We start from the raw sequence: 22,368 nt of genomic DNA, 5'->3' as shown, positions 1-22,368 counted from the left end.
GGATTACTTTCGCCGATCAGTCTTCGTCGTCTGTCGGCACCACATCCGGAGATACGTCGCCAGCCCCGCCGAGCAGTTCATCCTCGCTAGGCTCGGTGCTGAGTACAGGCATTTCCTTCTCGAGGGCGTCGTCATCGAGCAGCGCTTCGATGTCTTCCAGCACGTCCTCCTCGGATGGCTCCTGCACGCGCTCCAGGCCTACCAGATGCTCGCCCTTGCTCAGCTTGATGAGGGTGACGCCCTGAGTATTGCGACCCAGCGATGACACCTCATCGACGCGGGTCCGCACGAGCGTGCCCTGATCGGAGATCAGCATGATCTCCTCACCCTCGAGCACCTGCACGGCACCGATCAGCGGGCCGTTACGCTCGTTGGTGACCATGGCGATGACACCCTGACCACCGCGGCCGCGGCGAGGAAACTCTTCCATCGCGGTGCGCTTGCCGTAGCCACGCAAAGAAGCGGTCAGGATTTGCGCGTCCGGTTCCGGAATCAGCATGGAGATGATGCGCTGCCCTTCGGGCAGACGCATACCGCGTACACCGCGGGCATTGCGACCCATGATGCGAACCTTGCTTTCCTTGAAACGAATGACCTTGCCGCCATCGGAGAACATCATCACTTCCTGGGCACCGTCGGTGACGGCCGCAGCGATCAGGGTGTCGCCTTCTTCCAGCTTGAGTGCAATCAGGCCGGATGTACGCGGACGGCTGAACTGCACCAGCGGTGTCTTCTTGACCGTGCCATTGGCGGTAGCCATGAAGATGTAGGAGCCGGTCGGCTCGTCTTTCTCGTCGCTGTCGGCCTCATCACTTTCGACGTCTTCCGCATCATCGTGCTCGATGACCAAGCCTTCGGCTTCGTCCAGGTCTTCTTCACCCTCAGCAGCCTGCTTGCGCAGTGTTTCCAGATCGACCTGAAGCATCGCCGTGATGCGCTCGCCCTCATCGAGCGGCAGCAGGTTGACCAGCGGGCGACCACGGGAAGTACGCGATGCTTCGGGGATCTCGTAGGTTTTCAGCCAGTACACCTTACCCTTGCTGGAGAACAGCAGCAGCGTGGTGTGACTGTTGGCAACCAGCAGATGCTCGACGTAATCCTCTTCCTTCACACCAGTCGCAGCCTTGCCACGGCCACCGCGACGCTGTGCCTGGTAGGCGGCCAGCGGTTGCGACTTGGCATAGCCACCATGAGAGATGGTGACGACGCGCTCTTCTTCGGTGATCAGATCCGCCAGCGTCAGATCCAGACGCGACTCGAGAATCTCGGTGCGCCGTGCATCGCCGAAATCGCGCTTCACGCCTTCCAGCTCTTCGCGGATGACTTCCATCAGGCGAACCGGATTGGTCAGGATGCGAATCAACTCGCCGATCTGGGTGAGGATTTCCTGGTATTCGCTGAGCAGCTTCTCGTGCTCGAGGCCGGTCAGGCGGTGCAGACGCAGATCGAGAATCGCCTGCGCCTGTTCCGGCGACAGGAAATACTTGCCGTCACGCAGGCCAAACTGCGGATCGAGGCCTTCCGGGCGACAGGCATCAGCCCCCGCGCGCTCGACCATGGCTTCAACGGCGCTCGACTCCCAGGCAGTGGAAATCAGCGCGTCCTTGGCTTCGGCCGGCGTCGGCGAGGCCTTGATCAGCGCAATGACCGGATCGATGTTGGACAGCGCTACGGCCTGCCCTTCGAGAATATGTCCACGCTCGCGCGCCTTGCGCAGTTCGTAGACTGTACGGCGGGTGACGACTTCGCGGCGGTGGCGCACGAAGGCTTCCAGCAGCTCTTTCAGGTTCAGCGTGCGCGGTTGGCCATCGATGAGCGCCACCACGTTGATACCGAAGACGCTCTGCAGCTGGGTCTGGGCATAGAGGTTGTTGAGGATCACCTCCGGCACTTCGCCACGGCGCAGCTCGATGACCACGCGCATGCCGTCCTTGTCGGACTCGTCACGCAGCTCGGTGATGCCTTCGATCTTCTTCTCTTTCACCAGCTCGGCGATCTTTTCGATCAGCCGTGCCTTGTTCAGCTGGTAAGGCAGCTCGGTGATGACGATCTGCTGGCGTCCACCGACCTTGTCGATATCTTCGATATCGGCGCGCGCACGGATATAGATGCGGCCACGGCCGGTGCGGTAGGCCTCGATAATGCCAGCACGGCCGTTGATGATACCGGCGGTGGGGAAATCGGGGCCCGGGATGAACTGCATGAGTTCGTCGATGGTGATATCGGCGTTGTCGATCAGCGCCAGACAACCATCGATGACTTCGCCCAGGTTATGCGGCGGGATGTTGGTCGCCATGCCTACCGCAATACCGCTGGAACCGTTCACCAGCAGGTTGGGAACCTTGGTCGGCATGACCGCCGGGATCTGCTCGGTGCCATCGTAGTTGGGCACCCAGTCGACGGTTTCCTTGTCCAGGTCGGCCAGCAGTTCATGGGCCAGCTTGGCCATGCGCACTTCGGTGTAACGCATCGCTGCAGCGCTGTCGCCGTCGACCGAACCGAAGTTGCCCTGACCGTCGACCAGCATGTAGCGCAGCGAGAACGGCTGAGCCATACGCACGATGGTGTCGTATACCGCCGAATCGCCATGCGGGTGGTATTTACCGATCACATCACCGACCACACGGGCGGATTTCTTGTACGGCTTGTTCCAGTCGTTGCCGAGTTCGCTCATGGCGAACAGTACGCGGCGGTGTACCGGTTTCAGGCCATCGCGCGCGTCCGGCAGCGCACGGCCAATGATCACGCTCATGGCGTAATCAAGGTAGGACTGCTTGAGCTCGTCTTCGATATTGACCGGGAGGATTTCTTTGGCCAGTTCGCCCATGGAAGCCTGGTTCCTTATAGTCAGCAGGGTCCTGTAATAAGCGCGGGATGGTAACACAGACGACTGCTATAAACTGAGCCTTGCACGGAGCAAAACCGGCTTGCACACCACGCCCGAGCGCGACCGGCCATTACTCAGTGCAGCCGTTTGCGGCTCATCAGCTCAGCCAACTTCGCGGCGTTCGGGCGCTCGACCACACCTTTCTCGGTGACGATGGCGTCGATGAGATCGGCCGGCGTCACGTCGAACACCGGGTTGAATGCCTCGACATCAGCCGCGAAGCGCTGACCGTTGACCTCAAGCAGCTCGCTGCCGGCGCGCTCCTCGATCTGGATCTCCTCGCCGCTCTCCAACGCCATGTCGATGGTCGAACTCGCCGCCACCACCATGAAACGCACGCCGTGGTGCATCGCCAGGACCGCCAGCTGGTAGGTACCGATCTTGTTCGCCACATCGCCATTGGCGGTGATGCGATCCGCACCGACGATCACCCAGGAGATGCCTCTGGATTTCATCAGATGAGCAGCCGCCGAGTCAGCATTCACCATAGCCGGAACGCCATCACCGAGCAGTTCCCAGGCCGTCAGCCGGGAGCCCTGCAACCACGGCCGGGTCTCATCGACATACACCCGCTCTACCAGCCCCTCAAGATGCGCCGCCCGGATGACTCCGAGCGCCGTACCGAAACCGCCGGTCGCCAGGGCGCCTGTATTGCAATGGGTGAGCAGGTTCTGCGGATTACCCTGATGGCGGCGGATGAGGTCGACGCCAAACTGCGCCATCGCCAGATTTGCCTCGCGATCGCTGTCATGGATGGAAATGGCCTGGGCTTCCAGCGCTGAATACGGGTCTTCACCCGGCTTGAGGCGATCCAGTCGTTCGCGCATCTGGTTCAGCGCCCAGAACAGATTGACCGCAGTGGGACGGGAATCGGCCAGCACCTTGAAGTCCTCCTCCAAGGCCTGCCGCCAATCACCGCCGCCGGCGATACGGGCACGCGCCGCAAGGACCAGGCCATAGGCTGCGCTGATGCCGATTGCCGGCGCGCCGCGCACGACCATATCCCGGATCGCCGCAGCGACCGACGCTGCGGAATCATGGCTGCACCAAACCTCTTCGACGGGAAGCTTGCGCTGATCGAGCAGATTCAGGCGCCCATCCAGCCATTCGATCGACTTAACCTTTTCCGCAGCCAACAAACGCTCGCGCATGGCATTTCCCTCGTTCAGCTTCGTCGATACAGGGTCATCATGCGCCCCGCACAGCAAAGAAAAAGCCCGGATCGCGGACGAACCGGGCTTTCTAATCTCGATATGGCCGGGAAGCCGCAAATATGACCACTGCGGCCTCTTATCCCGGGCGCGAATGCTAATCGACGGATTTTCCCAGCACAAGCAGCAGTGATCAGGGCTTGGCGACGCCGAGTGGCCGAGCAGCTATCAGACTGGCCCCGCCTTCCACGGAGGGAGCATGCGCTCGAACAGATGAAGCGCCGCGCTCACTCATCGCGTCGCGCTTGACCAACTCTCGACCGGCCAAATACTGTATCTATATACAGTTATTTTGGATGCCTCTTCATGACCGCAGTGGTCGCTCTCGATAGCCTGCTGGATACACGTCGCGTCTGGCGTGGCCAGGCCATAACGTCTCGCACGGCTGTCCAGCCGACCGGACACGCCACACTGGATGAGTTCCTGCCCGGTGGCGGCTGGCCGGAGTCGGCCATCAGCGAGCTCCTCGTTGCCGCCACAGGTATCGGCGAGCTGAGCCTGCTGTGGCCGACCCTTGCACGGCTGACCACGGCCGGCGAGCGGGTGGTGCTGATAACGCCCCCTCATCGACCCTACCCCCAGGCCTGGTTGGCCGCGGGTGTAGACTTGCGGTGGCTGACCATTGTCCAGGCAAAGGGGCGCGATGCGCTGTGGGCCGCTGAACAATGCCTGCGCTCCGGCAGTTGTGCGGCCGTGCTGTGCTGGCCGCAACAAGCTGATGACCGCGCCTTGCGGCGCTTGCAGGTTGCCGCTGAAACCGGCCAAACCCTGGGCTTCGTCTATCGGCCGCTGCATGAAGCAAGTAACCCATCACCGGCGGCACTACGCCTGACCATCGAAGCACAGCCGGCACAGTTACGTGTCATCAAGTGCCGCGGCGGCCTGGCTCCGGGGCAGGCGCTCCCGGCCAGCGCCTGGCAGTAGGTGTAACGATGCTCTGGGCCTGCATTCTGCTGCCGCAACTGGCCATGGACGGCATCCTGCGTCACTGCGACGATGCCGCCGCACCACTGGTGCTGCTCGCCGGCCCGCCACAGCGCCGCGTGCTGCAGGCCGTCAACGCGGCCGCCCGCAAGCTCGGCCTCAAGCCAGGACAATCGCTGGTCGCAGCCCAGGCATTGACCCACGACTTCGCCACCGCCGATTACGACCCGCTGATGATCGAACGCTGGCAGCAGTTTCTGGCGGCCTGGGGTTACGGCTACAGCGCCCAGGTCAGCCTACATTATCCGCGCTGTCTGCTGCTGGAGGTGCATTCCAGCCTCGGCCTGTTCGGCCCCTGGCCACGATTCGAGACGCGCCTGCGCGAGGAACTCACAGACCTGGGCTTCCGCCACCGCATCACCCTGGCACCCAACCCGGCGGCCGCGCGCGTCCTCGCCAATGCCCATGACGGGCTGGCCGTGACCGATACGGCCGTGCTGCATCAGGCGCTCGGGGTACTGCCGATCGAGCGCCTCGGCCTGCCCCGCGAAGTCAGCACGTCGCTGGTACGCATGGGCCTGCGCCATCTTCATCAACTGCTCGCCCTGCCGCGCGACAGCCTGGCCAGACGCTTTCCGGCCCAAGTGCTGGCCCAGCTCGACACCCTGCTCGGGCATCGACCGCTGCCTCTGGAGTTCTACCGCCCGCCGGATGTCTTCGACACCCGCATCGAACTGAATTTCGAGGTCGAGTCCCACCAGGCCCTGCTGTTTCCATTGCGCAGACTGACCGCCGACCTGGCCGCCTTTCTCGCCGGGCGGGACAGCGGCGTCCAGCGTTTCAGCCTGTACCTGGAACATCGCACCCTGCCCGACAGCGAGGTGCCGGTCGGCCTGCTCAGTACCGAACGCGAGCCCGCCATGCTGTTCGAACTGACCCGTGGCCGCCTCGAGCACCTGCAACTGCCGGCCCCCGTCCTGGCCGTGCGTCTGCTGGCTCGCGATCTGCCAGCCTTCACGCCGGCCCATCAGGCCTTGTTCGACGAGCGCCCGCAGCAGAATGTGCCCTGGGAGCAGCTGCGCGAACGCCTCCGCGCCCGACTGGGTGACGACGCCGTGGTCTCGCTGAGCGCACGCGCGGACCACCGCCCGGAATGCGCCTGGCGGGAAAGCAGCCTCGCCCACACCGAACCCTTGCCTCAAGTAGGTTTGCGCCCCGGCTGGCTGCTGAGCACCCCGCAGCCCTTGCGCGAAGAGGGTCTGCTCACCCTGGCTGGCCCCGAGCGCATCGAGTCCGGCTGGTGGGATGGTGCCGACGCGCGACGCGACTACTACCGGGTGCAAACCGCTACCGGCCAACAGGGTTGGGCGTTTCGCGCCCTTACCGGCGGGCCGCTGCTGCTGCACGGCTGGTTCGCATGAACGTCGAATATGCCGAGCTGCACTGCCTGTCCAACTTCAGCTTCCAGCGGGGTGTATCCAGCGCGCGCGAACTCTTCGAGCGCGCCAAGCGCCAAGGCTATGACGCTCTGGCGATCACCGACGAATGCAGCCTGGCCGGTATCGTGCGCGCCTGGCAGGCCTCGAAGGACACCGGTCTGCCGCTGATCATTGGCAGCGAGGTGCAGATCGAGGGCGGGCCCAAACTGGTCTTGCTGGTGGAAAACCTGACCGGCTACCAGGCCTTGTGCCAGCTGATCACCCGTGCCCGCCGAAGGGCCGAGAAAGGTCGTTACCAGGCGCTGCGCGAAGACCTGAGCGAGGGGCCGCTAGAGGGAATGCTGGCGATCTGGCTGCCCGGTCACGCCGACACCGACGGTCGATGGCTGCTCGAACGTTTTCGCGAGCGGCTGTGGCTCGGCATCGAACTGCACCGGGGACCGGACGACGCGCTGCAGCTGCGGCAATGCCTGGCCCAGGCTTCACGCCTGGGCATACCCGCCGTGGCCTGTGGCGACGTGCACATGCATGCCCGCGGTCGCCGGGCATTGCAGGACTGCATGACCGCCATCCGCCACCATCTGCCGGTCGCCGAGGCCGGATGCCACCTCTTTCCCAATGGCGAACGCCACCTGCGGTCGCGCGAGGAGCTGGCCCAGCTCTATCCAGCCGACCTGCTCGCCGAAACCCTTCGCATCAGCCAGCGCTGCCATTTCCAGCTCGACCAGCTGAAATATCACTATCCCCACGAACTGGTCCCGCCCGGACATGACACCACCTCATGGTTGCGCAAGCTGGTCGAGGATGGCTCACGCTGGCGCTGGCCGGACGGCATCCCGGAAAAGGCCCGCGCGCAGCTCGAACATGAACTGGAGCTGATCGCCGACCTGCATTACGAAAGCTATTTCCTGACCGTGCATGACATCGTCCGCTTCGCCCGCGAGCGGGGCATTCTCTGCCAGGGTCGGGGCTCGGCGGCCAACTCGAGCGTCTGCTTCGTACTGGGCATCACCGAACTCGACCCGGTGCGCAGCAAACTGTTGTTCGAGCGTTTCCTCTCCCGCGAGCGCAACGAGCCGCCCGATATCGACGTGGATTTCGAGCACGACCGCCGCGAGGAGGTTATCCAGTACGTCTTTCAGCGCTACGGGCGCAATCGCGCCGCCCTCACAGCCGTCGCCAGCAGCTACCGCGCCACCGGCGCCCTGCGGGATGTCGCCAAGGCGCTGGGCCTGCCGCCGGACCAGATCAACGCCCTGGCCGGCTGCTGTGGACGCTGGAGTGAGCACATACCCGACGACTCGCGACTGCGCGAGGCCGGCTTCGACCCGGACAATCCGGTTCTGCGCCGGGTCCTGGTGCTGACCGATGCGCTTATCGGTTTCCCCCGTCACCTGTCCCAGCACCCTGGCGGCTTCGTGATCTCCGAACAGCCGCTCGACACCCTGGTGCCGATCGAGAATGCCAGCATGGCCGACCGCACGGTGATCCAGTGGGACAAGGACGACCTCGATGCGGTCGGTCTGCTCAAGGTCGACGTGCTGGCACTGGGCATGCTCAGCGCGATACGTCGCTGTTTCGACCTGATCGAACACTATCGCGGCACGCGCTGGACCATCGCCACGCTGCCCGCGGAGGACAAGCCCACCTACGAGATGATCAGTCGGGCCGATACGGTCGGCGTGTTCCAGATCGAATCACGTGCACAGATGGCCATGCTGCCACGCCTGCGCCCGAAGACCTTCTACGACCTGGTCATCCAGGTCGCCATCGTCCGCCCCGGGCCGATCCAGGGCGACATGGTGCATCCCTACCTGCGTCGACGTAACAAGGAAGAAGAGGTGGACTATCCGTCCGAAGAACTGAAACCGGTGTTCGAGCGCACCCTTGGCGTGCCCCTTTTTCAGGAACAGGTGATGGAACTGGCGATCGTGGCGGCCGAATACACTCCAGACGAGGCCGACAAGCTGCGCCGCGCCATGGCCGCCTGGAAGCGTCACGGCAGCCTGGAGCCTCACCGCGTGCGACTGACCGAGCGAATGCTCGCCAAAGGCTACCAGCCCGACTTCATCGCGCGGATCTTCGAGCAGATCAAAGGGTTCGGCAGCTACGGTTTTCCAGAATCGCACGCTGCGAGTTTTGCCCTGCTCACCTATGCCAGCTGCTGGCTGAAACGCCACGAGCCGGCTGCATTTGCCTGCGCCCTGATCAACAGCTGGCCGATGGGCTTCTACAACCCTGACCAGATTCTCCAGGACGCCCGTCGCCACCGGCTGGAAATCCGCCCGGTGGACGTTCGCCACAGCGACTGGGATTGCAGTCTCGAGCCAAGCCGCCAGGCACAACCGGCCATCCGCCTGGGGCTACGCATGGTACGCGGCTTTCGGGAAGCCGATGCCCAGCGCATCGAAGCCGCACGCCAACGCCAACCATTCACAGATATCCATGACCTGTGCCTGCGCGCCGAGCTCGAACCGCGTGCGCGCGAGCAGCTCGCCGATGCCGGCGCCCTGCGCGGCCTGGTCGGCCATCGCCATCGAGCGCGCTGGGCCGTCGCCGGAATCGAACCACAGCTGCCGCTGTTCGCCAGCCTGCCCGCACCGGAGGAAACTTTCATCAACCTGCCATTGCCTTCGGTGGGTGAAGACCTTTTCAACGACTACGCGACCCTTGGCACGACGCTGGGGCCGCATCCTTTGCTCCTGCTACGAGATGAGCTCAAGGCCCGGCGCTGCCGCAGTTCTCGGGAACTGAGCACGATCGAGCATGGCCGCCCGGTCAGCGTTGCCGGCCTGGTGATCGGCCGACAACGCCCACAGACCGCCAGCGGTGTCATCTTCGTTACCCTGGAAGACGAGTTCGGCATGGTCAACGTGGTGGTCTGGCGCGACTTGGCCGAGCGCCAGAGGCGACCCTTGATCCAGTCTCAACTGCTTCGTGTGGATGGCCATCTGGAGTCGGCCAGCGGCGTACGACATCTCATCGCCGGCCGCCTGACCGACCTCACGCCCCTGCTCACCGGACTCGATGTGCGTAGCCGCGATTTTCAGTGATCGAGCTGCCCCGCCAGCAAGCGCCGAAGAGAAGGCGCATGGCGAGAACAAGGCAATGCCTATCCGAGGCCTCGAATGAAAGCCCCGCAGTGGATCAAGCCAGAAAGCGGCGGCCGCGATTTACGAGCAGGGCTTCAAGCGAACGGTACCGGCGGGTTTTGCGTCGATCCGCATGCATGAACTCAAGCATACGTTCGGTCGCGGGCTTCGCCGCACGGTGACGGAGGAAGACAGTAAGGTCCTGTCTGGGTCACAAGAACGGCAGCATCACCAGCCCACTACTCGGCGGCGGCGCTGGGAAAACTGATCGATGAGGCCAACAATATTTCGGCGACGGATTCGAGGGCACTGGCGTTGACGATACTGAGGAGGAAAGTAGGATGAGAAGTCCCAAAAGCCCCTGAAACGAAAAAGGCCAGCTCATCTCTGAGCTGACCTAAGTCGTGGAGTTATTTTGGTCGGGACGGAGTGATTCGAACACTCGACCCCTTGCACCCCATGCAAGTGCGCTACCAGGCTGCGCTACGCCCCGACAAATGCTGCCAGCACTGCTGAAAGCGGATCGAACTATACATTAAGCATCTGAAAATGTGAAAGTTTTTTAGCGCCAAGGAAAGTTATTTCCTCAGCACTTGCAGTACTTCCTCCAGCTCCGAAATCATCTGTCGAATCAGCTGTTTGTATTGGGTGGTGTCGTCGCGCGCTTCGTCACCGGACATGCGCTGCCTGGCGCCCCCGATAGTGAACCCTTGATCGTAGAGAAGCGCGCGGATCTGACGGATCATCAGCACGTCTTGCCGCTGATAGTAGCGCCTGTTTCCACGACGCTTCACCGGGCTCAGCTGAGGAAACTCCTGCTCCCAGTAACGCAGCACGTGAGGTTTCACCGCGCACAGTTCGCTGACCTCACCAATGGTGAAATAGCGCTTGCCGGGGATCGACGGAAGCTCGTCGTTATGACTTGGTTCCAGCATAGGCCTCGACTCTCGCTTTGAGTTTCTGACCAGGACGGAACGTCACCACACGACGCGCCGTGATAGGAATTTCCTCACCCGTCTTCGGATTACGACCTGGGCGCTGACGCTTGTCGCGCAGGTCGAAGTTGCCGAAGCCGGACAACTTGACCTGTTCGTTGTGCTCGAGCGCCTGTCGGATCTCCTCGAAAAACAGCTCGACCAGTTCCTTGGCCTCGCGCTTATTCAAGCCCAGCTCTTCATAAAGACGTTCCGCCATTTCAGCTTTCGTCAGAGCCCCCATACGCTATTTCCTTAACGTGGCATTGAACCTTTCTTCCAGGGAGGTGAGGATTTTCTGCATTACGTCGTTCACCTCATCGTCGTTTAGAGTGCGCGATGGGTGCTGCCAGGTCAAGCCGACTGCCACACTTTTGCTAAGAGGATCAATACCTTTCCCTTGATAGACATCAAATAGCTTGAGGTCCGTCAGATTCTCGCCCGCACCGTCGCGAATGCAGTCCAGGATAGCCTGCGCGGCGACGTCACGATTGACGAGGACCGCAAGGTCACGCCGGACCTCAGGGAAGCGCGACAGCTCGGAGAACTGCGGCATGCGGCCCTCGGCGATTTCGGAAAGCTTTAGCTCGAACAGGTATACCGACTGATCGATTCCCAGCGTACCTGCCAATTCGGGATGCAGACTTCCAACAAAGCCAACCAGCCGGCCATCGCACTCGACCCGAGCGGTTTGACCGGGATGCAAGGCGGGATGCTCACCAGGAACGAATCGATAGGCGCCGCCGTTGCCAGCGAATGCGAGCAGCGCTTCAACATCAGCCTTGACGTCGAAGAAATCCACCGCTTCGCGGGCATTCGCCCAGCCTTCAGGCTCGCGGCTACCTGTCACCACACCCGCCAGCATGGCTTCCTGCTCGAGCGTTGGCAGCTGGCCGACAAAGCGCAGCCCTGCTTCGAACAGGCGTACACGCGACTGCTGTCGATTGAGGTTGTATTGCAGTGCCTTCACCAGACCAGGCCAGAGCGAGACGCGCATTGCCGCCATATCAGCGGAAATCGGATTGGCCAGCTCCAGTGGTTTCACGCCCGGGCTGAACAGCTCGAAGAGCTTGGGATCGATGAAACTGTAAGTGATCGCCTCCTGATAACCACGAGCGACCAGCAAACGGCGCAGCAACGGCAGCTCTGCGCGCGCTTCCGGCTTCGCCTCAGGCGCAAGACGAGCCTGCGGGTAACGCACCGGCAAGCGATCATAACCGTACAGGCGGCCCAACTCTTCGATCAGGTCGATTTCAAGGCTGATGTCGAAACGATGACTTGGGACGGAGACTTGCCAGCGCCCTTCACCCTCTTCCACCACGGCAAGTCCCAGTGATGTCAGCAAGCGGACCACTTCGGTACCGTCCAGCTCCAACCCAAGCATCTGGGTAATACGTTCGGCGCGGAGAATTACAGGTGCAATATTTGGAAGATCGCCTTCACTGACCGCCTCGACGATTGGGCCCGCTTCGCCGCCAACGATATCAAGGAGCAAGCTGGTCGCGCGCTCCATCGCCTGACGCGGAAGTTTCGAGTCGACGCCACGCTCGTAGCGATGCGAAGCGTCCGTATGTAGACCGTAGGAGCGTGCCTTGCCGGCCAGCGCAATCGTGTCGAAGAACGCACTCTCGAGAAAGATGCTGCGGGTGCAAGCGCTGACACCGCTATGCTCTCCTCCCATCACTCCGGCGATGGCGAGTGGCCGCTCATGATCCGCAATGATCTGCGTATCGCTGCGCAAGGAGACTTCCTGGCCATCCAACAGAACCAGTTTCTCGCCTTCTTCAGCCATACGAACCCGGATGCCGCCTTTGACTTCATCCAGGTCGAACGCGTGCAGCGGCTGGCCCAGTTCGAGCATCACATAGTTGGTGACATCGACAACCGCATCGATACTGCGAATATCGGAACGGCGCAGGCGCTCCACCATCCAGAGTGGCGTCGGGCGTGACAGATCGACATTGTGGATCACTCTCCCGAGGTAGCGGGGACAAGCCTTCGGCGCCAACACCTCGACCGGGCGTACATCTTCATGGGCGACATTGGCCACGCTGACTTCCACCGGATGCACTTCGGCACCATAGATGGCACCGACTTCCCGAGCCAAACCGGCTAGGGACAGGCAATCGCCACGATTGGGTGTCAGACCGATCTCGATAGACACATCATCAAGACCGAGATACTCGCGCAGATCTGTACCAACCGGCGCATCGGCGGCGAGTTCCATCAGGCCGCTGTCGTCACCTCCGACCTGCAACTCGGTTTCCGAGCACAGCATGCCGTTGGATTCGACGCCACGCAGCTTGGCCTTCTTGATTTTGAAATCGCCCGGCAACTGGGCACCGATCATGGCGAAAGGAATCTTCAGGCCGGGACGCACGTTCGGCGCGCCGCAAACGACCTGGAAAGTCTCCTGCCCATTGCTCACCTGGCAAACCCTGAGCTTGTCGGCATCAGGATGCTGCGCCGTTTCCAACACCTCACCGACGACTACGCCGCTGAAGCTACCGGCAACCGGTGTCACGGCATCCACTTCAAGCCCGACCATGGACAGACGGGCGACCAGCTCCTCACGCGAAACCTGTGGGTTGACCCAGCTCCGCAGCCACTGTTCACTGAATTTCATCCTGCTCTCCTAAATATGCGTTGACGGGCGGCGGCACTAGCGAAATTGCGCGAGAAACCGCAGGTCATTGTCGAAGAACAGGCGCAAGTCATTGACGCCGTAACGCAGCATGGCGAGGCGTTCGACGCCCATGCCGAAGGCGAAACCGGAATATCGCTCCGGATCGATTCCCGACATCCGCAATACATTGGGATGCACCATGCCGCAGCCCATGACCTCCAGCCAACCGGTCTGCTTGCATACGCGGCAGCCCTTGCCGCTGCACATCACGCACTGCATGTCAACTTCCGCAGACGGCTCGGTGAACGGGAAGAAGGAAGGACGAAAGCGCACGCCTAGCGGTTTCTCGAAGAACACCCGAAGGAACTCCTCGATGGTGCCCTTGAGGTCCGCGAAACTGACACCCTCGTCGATCAACAGGCCTTCGACCTGATGGAACATCGGCGAATGAGTGATATCGGAGTCGCAGCGATAGACTCGCCCGGGACAGACGATACGAATCGGCGGCTGCCGCGACTCCATGGTGCGCACCTGCACGGGCGAGGTGTGCGTGCGCAGCAACATGTTGGCATTGAAATAAAACGTGTCATGCATCGCCCGCGCCGGATGATGCCCCGGAATATTCAATGCTTCGAAGTTGTGATAGTCGTCTTCGACCTCAGGGCCTTCCGCGACGCTATAGCCGATATGGCTGAAGAACTGCTCGACCCGTTCCAGGGTGCGGGTCACTGGATGCAGTCCGCCGGACGCCTCACCACGGCCCGGCAGGGTTACGTCGATTCGCTCGGCTGCCAGCTTCGCTCCCAGGGCAGCTTGCTCAAGATCGGCCTTGCGAGCATTGAGCACATCCTGCACTTGATTCTTCGCAGCATTGATCAGCGCGCCGGCCTGCGGGCGCTCTTCCGCAGACAGCTTGCCCAGCGTCTGCATCAACTGAGTCAGCTCGCCCTTCTTGCCCAGGTACTGAACCCGGACCTGCTCAAGAGCACCGATGTCTTCACTTCGTTGCACGGCCTCAAGCGCTTGCGAGACCAGTGCATCCAGATTTTCCATGTACATAACCTCCAGAGGTTCTTGCAGAACCACACTGACTGGTCGGCCCATGCCGGACCGCCGCCAAGCGCACTTTTGCAAAAGCCCCTTCCAGATACGAAATAGGGGAAGAGCACAAGGCTCTTCCCCTATCGATGACTTGCAACGAATCCGAGGATCCGTGATTGCCGGGGCTTAAGCCAGAGAAGCTTTGGCTTTCTCGACAATCGCAGCAAAGGCTGCTTTTTCGTTCACTGCCAGATCGGCCAGAACCTTGCGGTCGATCTCGATGGCCGCCTTCTTCAGACCGGCAATCAGACGGCTGTAGGACAGACCGTTGACACGAGCACCAGCGTTGATACGGGCGATCCACAGAGCGCGGAACTGACGCTTGCGCTGACGGCGGTCACGGTAGGCGTATTGGCCAGCCTTGATTACCGCCTGCTTGGCAACGCGGAATACGCGCGAACGCGCACCGTAGTAGCCTTTGGCGAGTTTCAGAATTTTCTTGTGACGGCGACGGGCAACGACGCCACGCTTAACACGAGCCATGAGTTATTCCTCTGAGTCTTGACCGGATCAACGAACGCGCAGCATGCGCTCCACCTTTGCAACGTCGGACGGATGCACTTGCGAGCAACCGCGCAGCTGACGCTTACGCTTGGTGGTCATCTTGGTCAGGATGTGGCTCTTGAAAGCGTGCTTGTGCTTGAAGCCGTTAGCAGTCTTCTTGAAGCGCTTCGCAGCACCACTTTTAGTCTTCATCTTTGGCATGTTCAGTACTCCACATTGTGGGTGATTACAAATAACCGCAAGGCCTGCCAGTGCCCTGGAGGTTACTTTTTCTTCTTGGGAGCGATGACCATAATCAGCTGGCGTCCTTCCATCTTCGGATGCTGTTCGACCGAGCCATATTCAGCGAGATCGGTTTCGACCCGCTTCAACAACTCCATCCCCAGCTCCTGATGGGCCATCTCACGACCGCGGAATCGCAACGATACCTTGGCCCTGTCCCCGTCACTCAGGAAACGCACCAGATTGCGTAGCTTGACCTGGTAGTCCCCTTCTTCCGTCCCTGGACGAAACTTTACTTCTTTGACCTGAATCTGCTTCTGGTTCTTCTTCGCCGCAGCAACCTGCTTCTTCTTTTCGAACAGGTGCTTGCCGTAATCCATGATCCGGCAGACCGGCGGATTCGCATCGGCGGAAATTTCAACCAGATCCAGCTTGGCTTCTTCTGCTACTTGCAGCGCTTCATCAATCGAGACGATGCCAATCTGCTCGCCGTCAGCACCAATCAAACGGACCTCACGAGCCGAGATATTCTCGTTGATCGGGGCCTTGGGTGCAGCTCGTTTATCCTGTCTCATTTCACGCTTAATAGTCATTACTCCAATTCTTGGCGACCACGCCGGGAAACCGCCTGTGCCAACATCTGCGCGAACTGCTCGAGGGGCATGGAGCCCAGATCGACGCCTTCACGGGTGCGCACAGCAACGGATCGTGTCTCAACCTCCCGATCCCCGATAACCAAGAGATAAGGAGTCTTGAGCAAAGTATGCTCGCGGATTTTAAAGCCGATCTTTTCGTTTCTCAAGTCACACTTGGCACGAAACCCGCTTTGGGTGAGCGTTTTTTCGACTTCAGCAGCAAAAGCGGCCTGCTTGTCAGTGATGTTCATGATCACTGCCTGCGTCGGCGCGAGCCACGCAGGGAAAGCCCCCTCGTAATGCTCGATCAAAATACCGATGAAACGCTCGAAGGACCCAAGGACCGCCCTATGCAGCATGACCGGGTGCTGACGATCATTATTCTCGCTAACGTACTCCGCACCCAGGCGCACGGGCAGATTGAAGTCCAGCTGCAGTGTGCCGCACTGCCATACGCGCCCGAGACAATCACGCAAAGAAAATTCGATTTTGGGACCATAGAAAGCGCCCTCGCCTGGCTGCAAATCGTAAGGCAAGCCAGCACTCTCCAGCGCCGAAGCCAGAGCCGCCTCAGCCCGATCCCAAAGGTCATCCGAACCAACACGCTTCTCGGGACGAGTCGACAATTTCAGCTCGATATCTGAGAAACCGAAATCAGCATATACCGCCTGCGTCAGCTTGATGAACGCCGCGGACTCGGCCTGCATCTGCTCTTCCGTACAGAAGATGTGCGCATCATCCTGAGTAAAGCCACGCACCCGCATGATGCCGTGCAGCGCACCAGATGGCTCGTTACGGTGGCAAGCACCGAACTCCGCCAGTCGCAGTGGCAGCTCGCGATAGCTCTTCAAGCCCTGGTTGTATACCTGCACGTGGCAAGGACAGTTCATCGGCTTGATCGCGTAATCGCGGCTCTCCGATTCAGTCGTGAACATGTTTTCGGCGTAATTGGCCCAATGCCCGGACTTTTCCCAGAGCACGCGATCGACCACCTGCGGCGTTCGGATTTCCAGGTATCCGTTTTCGCGCTGCACCTGACGCATGTACTGCTCGAGCACCTGATAAAGCGTCCAGCCATTCGGATGCCAGAACACCATGCCCGGCGCCTCTTCCTGCGTATGGAACAGATCCAGCCGCTTGCCGATCTTGCGATGGTCGCGCTTTTCAGCTTCCTCGATGCGCTGGATATAGGCTGCCAGCTGCTTCTTGTCCGCCCAGGCAGTACCGTAGATACGCTGCAGCTGCTCGTTCTTAGCGTCGCCGCGCCAGTACGCACCGGACAACTTGGTTAACTTGAACGACTTCAGGAAGCGTGTATTCGGCACGTGCGGACCGCGGCACATGTCGACGTATTCTTCGTGATAGTACAAACCCATCGCCTGCTCGTCGGGCATATCCTCGACCAGGCGCAGCTTGTAGTCCTCACCGCGAGACCTGAACACTTCGATAACTTCGGCACGTGGCGTCATCTTCTTGATGACATCGTAATCACGATCGATCAGCTCACGCATACGCTGCTCGATTGCAGCAACATCATCGGGAGTGAAGGGACGCTCGTAGGCAATATCGTAATAGAAGCCCTCGTCGATCACCGGCCCAATAACCATTCGCGCCGTTGGATAGAGCTGCTTCACTGCGTGCCCAATCAGATGCGCGCAGGAGTGACGAATGATCTCCAGCCCTTCCTCATCCTTCGGGGTGATGATCTGCAACACAGCATCGCTATCAATCAGATCACAGGCATCGACCAACTTGCCATCGACCTTGCCTGCCACAGTCGCTTTGGCAAGACCGGCGCCAATGGACTGAGCCACTTCGGCCACGGTAACGGGATGATCAAACGAACGCTGACTGCCATCGGGAAGAGTAATGGTGGGCATGGCGCCTCCTCTCCTAGTGGTGACCCGTACCAAAGGCCACATGGGTTGGGATGAGCCAGTAAAGCGATTCGGCGAGCCAGCCTGCCGCACAATGGCAGGACCTGTTGAGCTCATTCTCGACCGAACCGAAGTCACTGGAGAAAACAACGGCTGACGATGCTTTCAGAAAGCCGAAGCCCTGACAAGCAAGCCAAAAAAAAGGGCCGCTTGCGCGACCCTTTAATCGAATTGGTAGGCACAATTGGATTCGAACCAACGACCCCCACCATGTCAAGGTGGTGCTCTAACCAACTGAGCTATGTGCCTTCGATGGGGGCGCATTCTAAAGCGACAAAAAAAAGAGTCAAGCGCTTTTTTCTCCTAACTCACTGATATTTGGAAAATTTGAAAATACATGCGCATCAGGCTGGCAGCCTGGCGAGCTGCGACGTTAAACGCTAGCATGCGTAAAATATTCAGAACGGAGCATCCAGTATGCCGAACAAGGGATATCCAGCTTCCTACTATGCAGCCACCGCTAATTCCGCGTCTGCCCGATCCGAACTTCAGGACAACAAGCAGGTGGACGTGTGCGTGATCGGCGCAGGATATACCGGCTTGTCCACCGCTCTTTTCCTGCTCGAAAAAGGGTACAGCGTGGTCGTGCTGGAAGCTGCGAAAGTTGGCTTCGGCGCATCCGGACGGAACGGCGGCCAGATCGTCAATAGTTATAGCCGCGACCTGGATAGCATTGAGCGCACCGCCAGCGCCGCAGCAGCGAAGCTGATCGGTGAAATGGCGTTCGAAGGCGGTCGCATTATCCGCGAACGAGTCGCGCGCTACGGCATTCAATGCGACCTAAAAGACGGGGGCGTATTCGCTGCTTTCAATCAGAAGCAGATGCGTCACCTCGAAACACAGAAAGCCCTCTGGGAACGATACGGCTATCCACATCTGGAGTTGCTGGATGATCAAGGCATACGGCAAGTGGTTGCGTGCGACCGATATATCGGCGGCATGCTCGACAAGCACGGCGGCCATATCCATCCGCTCAATCTTGCGCTCGGCGAAGCCGCTGCCGTCGAATCGCTAGGCGGAGCCATCCACGAGCACTCTCCCGCCATTCGTATCGAGCGAGGCGAAACACCGCTGGTGCATACACCCATGGGAACCGTTCGCGCGAAATTCGTAGTGGTTGCAGGCAACGCCTATCTGGGCAATCTGGTTCCTGAGCTGGCAGCCAAGTCGATGCCCTGCGGCACGCAAGTGATAGCAACCGAACCACTGACCGAAGAGCTTGCGCACAGCCTTCTGCCACAGGACTACTGTGTTGAGGATTGCAATTACCTGCTCGACTATTATCGAATCGGGGCCGATAAGCGCCTGATCTATGGCGGTGGCGTCGTCTATGGCGCACGGGACCCTGCCGATATCGAATCGATCATTCGACCCAAAATGCTGAAAACCTTCCCACAACTGGAAAAGGTGAAGATTGACTATGCCTGGACGGGCAACTTCCTGCTGACGCTCTCGCGGCTGCCCCAGGTCGGACGACTGGGCAGTAACATCTACTACTCGCAGGGTTGCAGCGGTCATGGCGTCACCTACACGCACGTTGCGGGAAAGGTGCTAGCCGAGGCAATAAGCGGTCAGGCAGAGAGGTTCGATGCGTTCGCGAGCCTGCCCCATTACCCATTCCCCGGCGGGCAGCGCTTTCAAGTCCCACTCAGCGCACTCGGTGCGATGTACTACAACCTGCGCGACAGACTCGGCTTCTGAAGTCAGCGCACAGAGCAAGGCGGGCTCGGCAGACATTCAGTCGCTCGCCTTTCTTGTTGCGCTGGCAGCGCAGCCCTGAAACGTTTGTCATCTGGAGCCAGTCGTATCGCGCAATCTCGTGCCTCCTGGGCACCGGAGCCGCAACCCTGCTCAGCTAGAACCTGTGAAAGGTTGAACCAACCGATGGCAAAGCCGGGATCCAATCGCACGCTGGCGCGCAAGGACTCTTCAGCCGCTGACTTTTCGCCTGCAGCGTACTGACTATTCGCTAGAGCGAACCTTGAGAGAGCCGAATCCCAGCGCTTCACGGCCGCCTCGTATGCAATGCGAGCAGCACGGACCTGCCCCACTTCCTCAAGATCGCTTGCACTGCGCAGCCAAACCGTCTCTCGTGCCGTATGCGGCACCTGATCAGCACTCAGCGTCACCACGGCCCAACGCTCGGCCTTCGCCCAGGACCGATCGAACTCTCGGAAGCTACCCACCCAACGCCTAGTAGTGCCGGAGCGCAGCACAATTTGCTGTTGCGAGAGGTCATATCCCACAACCACAGCGAAGTGCCATTGTGGCCAGCGATCAAAAGCAAGGTTTTGCAGTACCAGCACCGGATTACCCGCAGCCACTTCGGCAAGCAGATCCTCCAGACGAGGTTGCAACGGGTACACAAGGAGACCGCTCGAACGAGCCGCGGCGACCATCTCGACCTGCAGGCTGCCTTTGCGCTGGGGAATGTAAACCTGATCCACCAGCGCTTCCGGCGTCGTGGCGACACCCCGCTGCGAAAGCATTGTCGCCAGGGCTGCGGGCCCGCACTGGTAATCGTCCTGAGGGTAGAACGGTACTTCGGTCAGCTCTGCTGTGGCCGGAAGCTGCGCATCGTCGACTAGCGTAACCGTCGACCGAGCGCAGCCACCGAGCAGCCCGATAAGCAGCAGTATGAGTAGCCGCCCGCTCAACGGTTGACGCAGTTGACAAAGTTGAAGATGTTGGTGGCGCAGAGCATGTCAGTGATGATGAAGATCACCAGGAACAATACGATCACGCCCACCACCCCGGCACCAGCCGGCGCCTGGTCGAGCTGCTGATTGAACTGGGCCAATTCGGCGGCCGTCAGACCATTGATTCGCTTCTCGACCTGATCGCGATCAACACCCATGGACACGAGCTTCTTTTGCACATCCTGATCATCGAGCATGGTCAGCAGCTGTTGCCGATCCACCTGCTGCTGATGCTCGGCGACGACCTCCGGCGTACCGATCATCGCGGCCTGAGCAAGGGGGATCTGTGCTACCAGAAGAATGTGCAGTGCAGCCAGTACCGTCGCAACTCGCTTGAGTAGTGGGGAAGTGAACATAGCGGGAAACTCCTTGTTTTCGTCAACTGAGGATTGCAAAGCGCCATCAGACGATAAGACGATCCAACGCCGTTTCGGTTCCCGACGATCTGGCTGCTTTTCTAAACGCACCCCGTCACGCCAACAGCCAACCCTGCCCTATCGACCTGCTCGCAACTTTGATAATAGTTGCGATTGAAAAAAACGATCGAATAAGGAGAAAACGTGCATCTACTCAAACTGTCCATACCTACACTGCTGGCGGCGACGGTACTTTCGGCCGGCTGCCAATCCACAGCCTCCCCGCCGGCAGAGCTTAGCCAGGCACCGACCACTTGCAACGCCGAAGCGGTGCGCAATCTCATAGGCAAAACCGCAACACCCGCGCTGCTGGAAGAAGCCAAGAAACGGTCAGGGGCGAGTACCGGGCGCATACTCGGGCCCGACGATATCGTCACGCTCGAATATGACTCCAGACGCCTGAACATCAATACGGGCGCGGATATGACCATTGAGCGAATCAGCTGCGGCTAGGGTTTTCAAAAAAAGACAGCAACCACGGTTACCGCCCACACTATCCAGTGCTGAGCGGCAACCGGCGAAACCCGCTATGCCATCGCCTTTCGCATCCGCAGATGGGATGCGGAGATCCGCTTGGGTGGCGTGAGCAGAAAATGCAGCTTGAAGCGGTCGATAATGACCTGCGCGAATAGCGGGGCGGCGATACCTATCAACGTTCCGATTATGAGATGCGCGGCAATCGAGTCGATACCAAGGAACTTGCTGAGTATGACGCGCACACCGCTGCCCGCCAGAATGTGCATCAGATAAATCGTCATCGATGAAGCACCGATGAACAGGAACCAGTCGACCCGGAACTGACCCAGCCACATCGACAATGCGATCATGAAGAAAATGGATACCGTGGCAAGCGCCAACACTGGCAGGCCACCATCGACGTAATTCATTCCAAACGTCACGTGGAATAGATACTGCCCTACCACGAACAAGGCACCGAAGAACAAAGTCAACTGGGTGTAGCGCGCCAAGAAGAAGGCTTTTACTTCGTTGAACCAGACGCCTAAGGCGAAGAACACCGTGTTCCCTAGAATGAAGCGCGTCATCTGGTTGACCGTCAGCTCCTGCTGAAACACGAACAGCACCCCGAAAAGCACCACGAACGGCAGAAAATACCGACGATCCGCGCGTGCATAAAGGAAGGTACAGACGACGAAAACCAGAAATAGCGCATAAAGAAACCAGAATTGAGCTCTTGGCATCCATAGCAGCGAGAAGACCTCGGCCAAGGTGACCTGCCCGTTCGTATAGTTGGACATTCCAACCTCGAACAACCCCTGCAGCAGGGACCAGACAATAAATGGATAAACGATTGTGTCGACTTTGTTGACGATCAGCCCGCCACGCCCCCTCTTCTGCAGCGAATCGAAGAAGAACAATCCAGAAAGGAAAAAGAACAGCGGCATGTGAAAGCTATAGATGATGCTGTCTACCAACACGAATTCGGCCTCATCCATTGGCAGCCCCGCATTGAAGACACCTCGTGCGACATGCCCGTAGACAACGAGGATAATCCCGATCGCCTTGGCATAATCAACCCAAACGTTTCTCTCCTGCATGTGCTTGTTCTCCTTTGTCGGCCAATAAGCAGGCGGCATCCGCCTCTTGGAAAAAAGCGGATGGAGGAGATAGACAACAGCTTTTCGGGTTTGTTTACCGGAGGGCTCGGCCTGACACACCACCCCTGCCGCAGCTGCAAATCTG

At 59.9% G+C, this 22,368-nt stretch carries 18 protein-coding genes, 2 tRNA genes and 1 pseudogene; 6 read left to right on the top strand and 15 right to left on the bottom strand.

Translation table 11 applies throughout. From position 1 onward, the window contains the following. Nucleotides 1-16: 16 nt before the first annotated feature. Both gyrA and mtnA read right to left on the bottom strand, forming a co-directional pair. On the bottom strand, nucleotides 17-2,827 hold the full coding sequence (gene gyrA, locus EA798_RS08560) for a DNA gyrase subunit A (RefSeq protein ID WP_122098647.1): 2,811 nt from the start codon (nucleotides 2,825-2,827) through the stop codon (nucleotides 17-19). Between the two features lie 134 nt (nucleotides 2,828-2,961). Beyond that, on the bottom strand, nucleotides 2,962-4,038 hold the full coding sequence (gene mtnA / locus EA798_RS08555; protein ID WP_122098646.1) for an S-methyl-5-thioribose-1-phosphate isomerase: 1,077 nt from the start codon (nucleotides 4,036-4,038) through the stop codon (nucleotides 2,962-2,964). 366 nt (nucleotides 4,039-4,404) lie between these two features. Here mtnA and imuA point away from each other — a divergent pair, with 366 nt between their 5' ends. From imuA to EA798_RS20750, 4 genes and pseudogenes are all read left to right on the top strand, one after another. Continuing rightward, complete coding sequence (gene imuA, locus EA798_RS08550) at nucleotides 4,405-5,022, top strand: translesion DNA synthesis-associated protein ImuA (RefSeq protein ID WP_122098645.1); 618 nt, start codon at nucleotides 4,405-4,407, stop codon at nucleotides 5,020-5,022. Nucleotides 5,023-5,030: 8 nt separating this feature from the next. Next, nucleotides 5,031-6,443, top strand: coding sequence for a Y-family DNA polymerase (locus EA798_RS08545; RefSeq protein WP_122098644.1), 1,413 nt, complete (start codon nucleotides 5,031-5,033; stop codon nucleotides 6,441-6,443). After that, entirely contained in the window at nucleotides 6,440-9,514 is a 3,075-nt protein-coding gene (locus tag EA798_RS08540; RefSeq protein WP_122098643.1) for an error-prone DNA polymerase, read from the top strand. Before EA798_RS08545 ends, EA798_RS08540 begins: the two co-directional genes overlap by 4 nt. Nucleotides 9,515-9,653: 139 nt before the next feature. Then, nucleotides 9,654-9,898, top strand: a pseudogene (locus tag EA798_RS20750) (tyrosine-type recombinase/integrase); the annotation flags it as partial. 71 nt (nucleotides 9,899-9,969) lie between these two features. Here EA798_RS20750 and EA798_RS08530 read toward each other — a convergent pair. The 10 genes from EA798_RS08530 to EA798_RS08485 all read right to left on the bottom strand — a co-directional run bounded on the left by EA798_RS08530 (nucleotide 9,970) and on the right by EA798_RS08485 (nucleotide 17,801). Then, nucleotides 9,970-10,046: transfer RNA gene (locus EA798_RS08530), tRNA-Pro, on the bottom strand. An 85-nt stretch (nucleotides 10,047-10,131) separates the two neighbouring features. Further along, nucleotides 10,132-10,488, bottom strand: a complete 357-nt coding sequence (locus EA798_RS08525; protein ID WP_122098642.1) for a MerR family transcriptional regulator — start codon at nucleotides 10,486-10,488, stop codon at nucleotides 10,132-10,134. Beyond that, the gene (ihfA, locus tag EA798_RS08520) at nucleotides 10,469-10,771 is read right to left on the bottom strand and encodes an integration host factor subunit alpha (RefSeq protein ID WP_003282572.1); all 303 of its coding nucleotides are present in this window, start codon (nucleotides 10,769-10,771) and stop codon (nucleotides 10,469-10,471) included. Before ihfA ends, EA798_RS08525 begins: the two co-directional genes overlap by 20 nt. A 3-nt stretch (nucleotides 10,772-10,774) precedes the next feature. Then, the gene (gene pheT / locus EA798_RS08515; protein WP_122098641.1) at nucleotides 10,775-13,153 is read right to left on the bottom strand and encodes a phenylalanine--tRNA ligase subunit beta; all 2,379 of its coding nucleotides are present in this window, start codon (nucleotides 13,151-13,153) and stop codon (nucleotides 10,775-10,777) included. A 36-nt stretch (nucleotides 13,154-13,189) separates the two neighbouring features. Then, the gene (pheS, locus tag EA798_RS08510) at nucleotides 13,190-14,206 is read right to left on the bottom strand and encodes a phenylalanine--tRNA ligase subunit alpha (protein ID WP_122098684.1); all 1,017 of its coding nucleotides are present in this window, start codon (nucleotides 14,204-14,206) and stop codon (nucleotides 13,190-13,192) included. A gap of 174 nt (nucleotides 14,207-14,380) precedes the next feature. Beyond that, complete coding sequence (rplT, locus tag EA798_RS08505; protein WP_003282569.1) at nucleotides 14,381-14,737, bottom strand: 50S ribosomal protein L20; 357 nt, start codon at nucleotides 14,735-14,737, stop codon at nucleotides 14,381-14,383. Between the two features lie 27 nt (nucleotides 14,738-14,764). Beyond that, nucleotides 14,765-14,959, bottom strand: a complete 195-nt coding sequence (rpmI, locus tag EA798_RS08500) for a 50S ribosomal protein L35 (RefSeq protein ID WP_003298367.1) — start codon at nucleotides 14,957-14,959, stop codon at nucleotides 14,765-14,767. Nucleotides 14,960-15,021: 62 nt separating this feature from the next. Then, nucleotides 15,022-15,573 carry a translation initiation factor IF-3 gene (gene infC / locus EA798_RS08495; protein ID WP_180983564.1) on the bottom strand — a complete coding sequence of 184 codons (552 nt, stop codon included), beginning with the start codon at nucleotides 15,571-15,573 and terminating at the stop codon, nucleotides 15,022-15,024. Next, nucleotides 15,573-17,495 (bottom strand): threonine--tRNA ligase, encoded by a 1,923-nt coding sequence (gene thrS, locus EA798_RS08490; RefSeq protein ID WP_122098640.1) that lies wholly within the window; start codon nucleotides 17,493-17,495, stop codon nucleotides 15,573-15,575. The genes infC and thrS overlap by 1 nt, the downstream gene beginning before the upstream one ends. Nucleotides 17,496-17,724: 229 nt before the next feature. Continuing rightward, nucleotides 17,725-17,801: transfer RNA gene (locus EA798_RS08485), tRNA-Val, on the bottom strand. Nucleotides 17,802-17,969: 168 nt separating this feature from the next. On the opposite strand from EA798_RS08485, the gene EA798_RS08480 reads away from it, so the two are divergent. Then, nucleotides 17,970-19,253, top strand: coding sequence for an NAD(P)/FAD-dependent oxidoreductase (locus EA798_RS08480; RefSeq protein WP_122098639.1), 1,284 nt, complete (start codon nucleotides 17,970-17,972; stop codon nucleotides 19,251-19,253). A gap of 2 nt (nucleotides 19,254-19,255) precedes the next feature. Here EA798_RS08480 and EA798_RS08475 read toward each other — a convergent pair whose 3' ends face one another. Together EA798_RS08475 and EA798_RS08470 are read right to left on the bottom strand one after the other, a co-directional pair. Beyond that, nucleotides 19,256-20,209 carry a PA2778 family cysteine peptidase gene (locus tag EA798_RS08475; protein ID WP_122098638.1) on the bottom strand — a complete coding sequence of 318 codons (954 nt, stop codon included), beginning with the start codon at nucleotides 20,207-20,209 and terminating at the stop codon, nucleotides 19,256-19,258. Next, nucleotides 20,206-20,607 carry a PA2779 family protein gene (locus tag EA798_RS08470; RefSeq protein ID WP_106158497.1) on the bottom strand — a complete coding sequence of 134 codons (402 nt, stop codon included), beginning with the start codon at nucleotides 20,605-20,607 and terminating at the stop codon, nucleotides 20,206-20,208. The genes EA798_RS08475 and EA798_RS08470 overlap by 4 nt, the downstream gene beginning before the upstream one ends. A gap of 204 nt (nucleotides 20,608-20,811) precedes the next feature. On the opposite strand from EA798_RS08470, the gene EA798_RS08465 reads away from it, so the two are divergent. Further along, nucleotides 20,812-21,120 carry an I78 family peptidase inhibitor gene (locus EA798_RS08465; protein WP_122098637.1) on the top strand — a complete coding sequence of 103 codons (309 nt, stop codon included), beginning with the start codon at nucleotides 20,812-20,814 and terminating at the stop codon, nucleotides 21,118-21,120. Nucleotides 21,121-21,194: 74 nt separating this feature from the next. Here EA798_RS08465 and EA798_RS08460 read toward each other — a convergent pair whose 3' ends face one another. Then, nucleotides 21,195-22,223 (bottom strand): acyltransferase family protein, encoded by a 1,029-nt coding sequence (locus EA798_RS08460; protein ID WP_106158495.1) that lies wholly within the window; start codon nucleotides 22,221-22,223, stop codon nucleotides 21,195-21,197. Nucleotides 22,224-22,368 lie beyond the last annotated feature (145 nt).

It is taken from the genome of Pseudomonas songnenensis, from assembly GCF_003696315.1.
Taxonomy (GTDB): Bacteria; Pseudomonadota; Gammaproteobacteria; order Pseudomonadales; family Pseudomonadaceae; genus Stutzerimonas; species Stutzerimonas songnenensis.
This window is presented reverse-complemented; position numbering and strand designations above follow the sequence as displayed.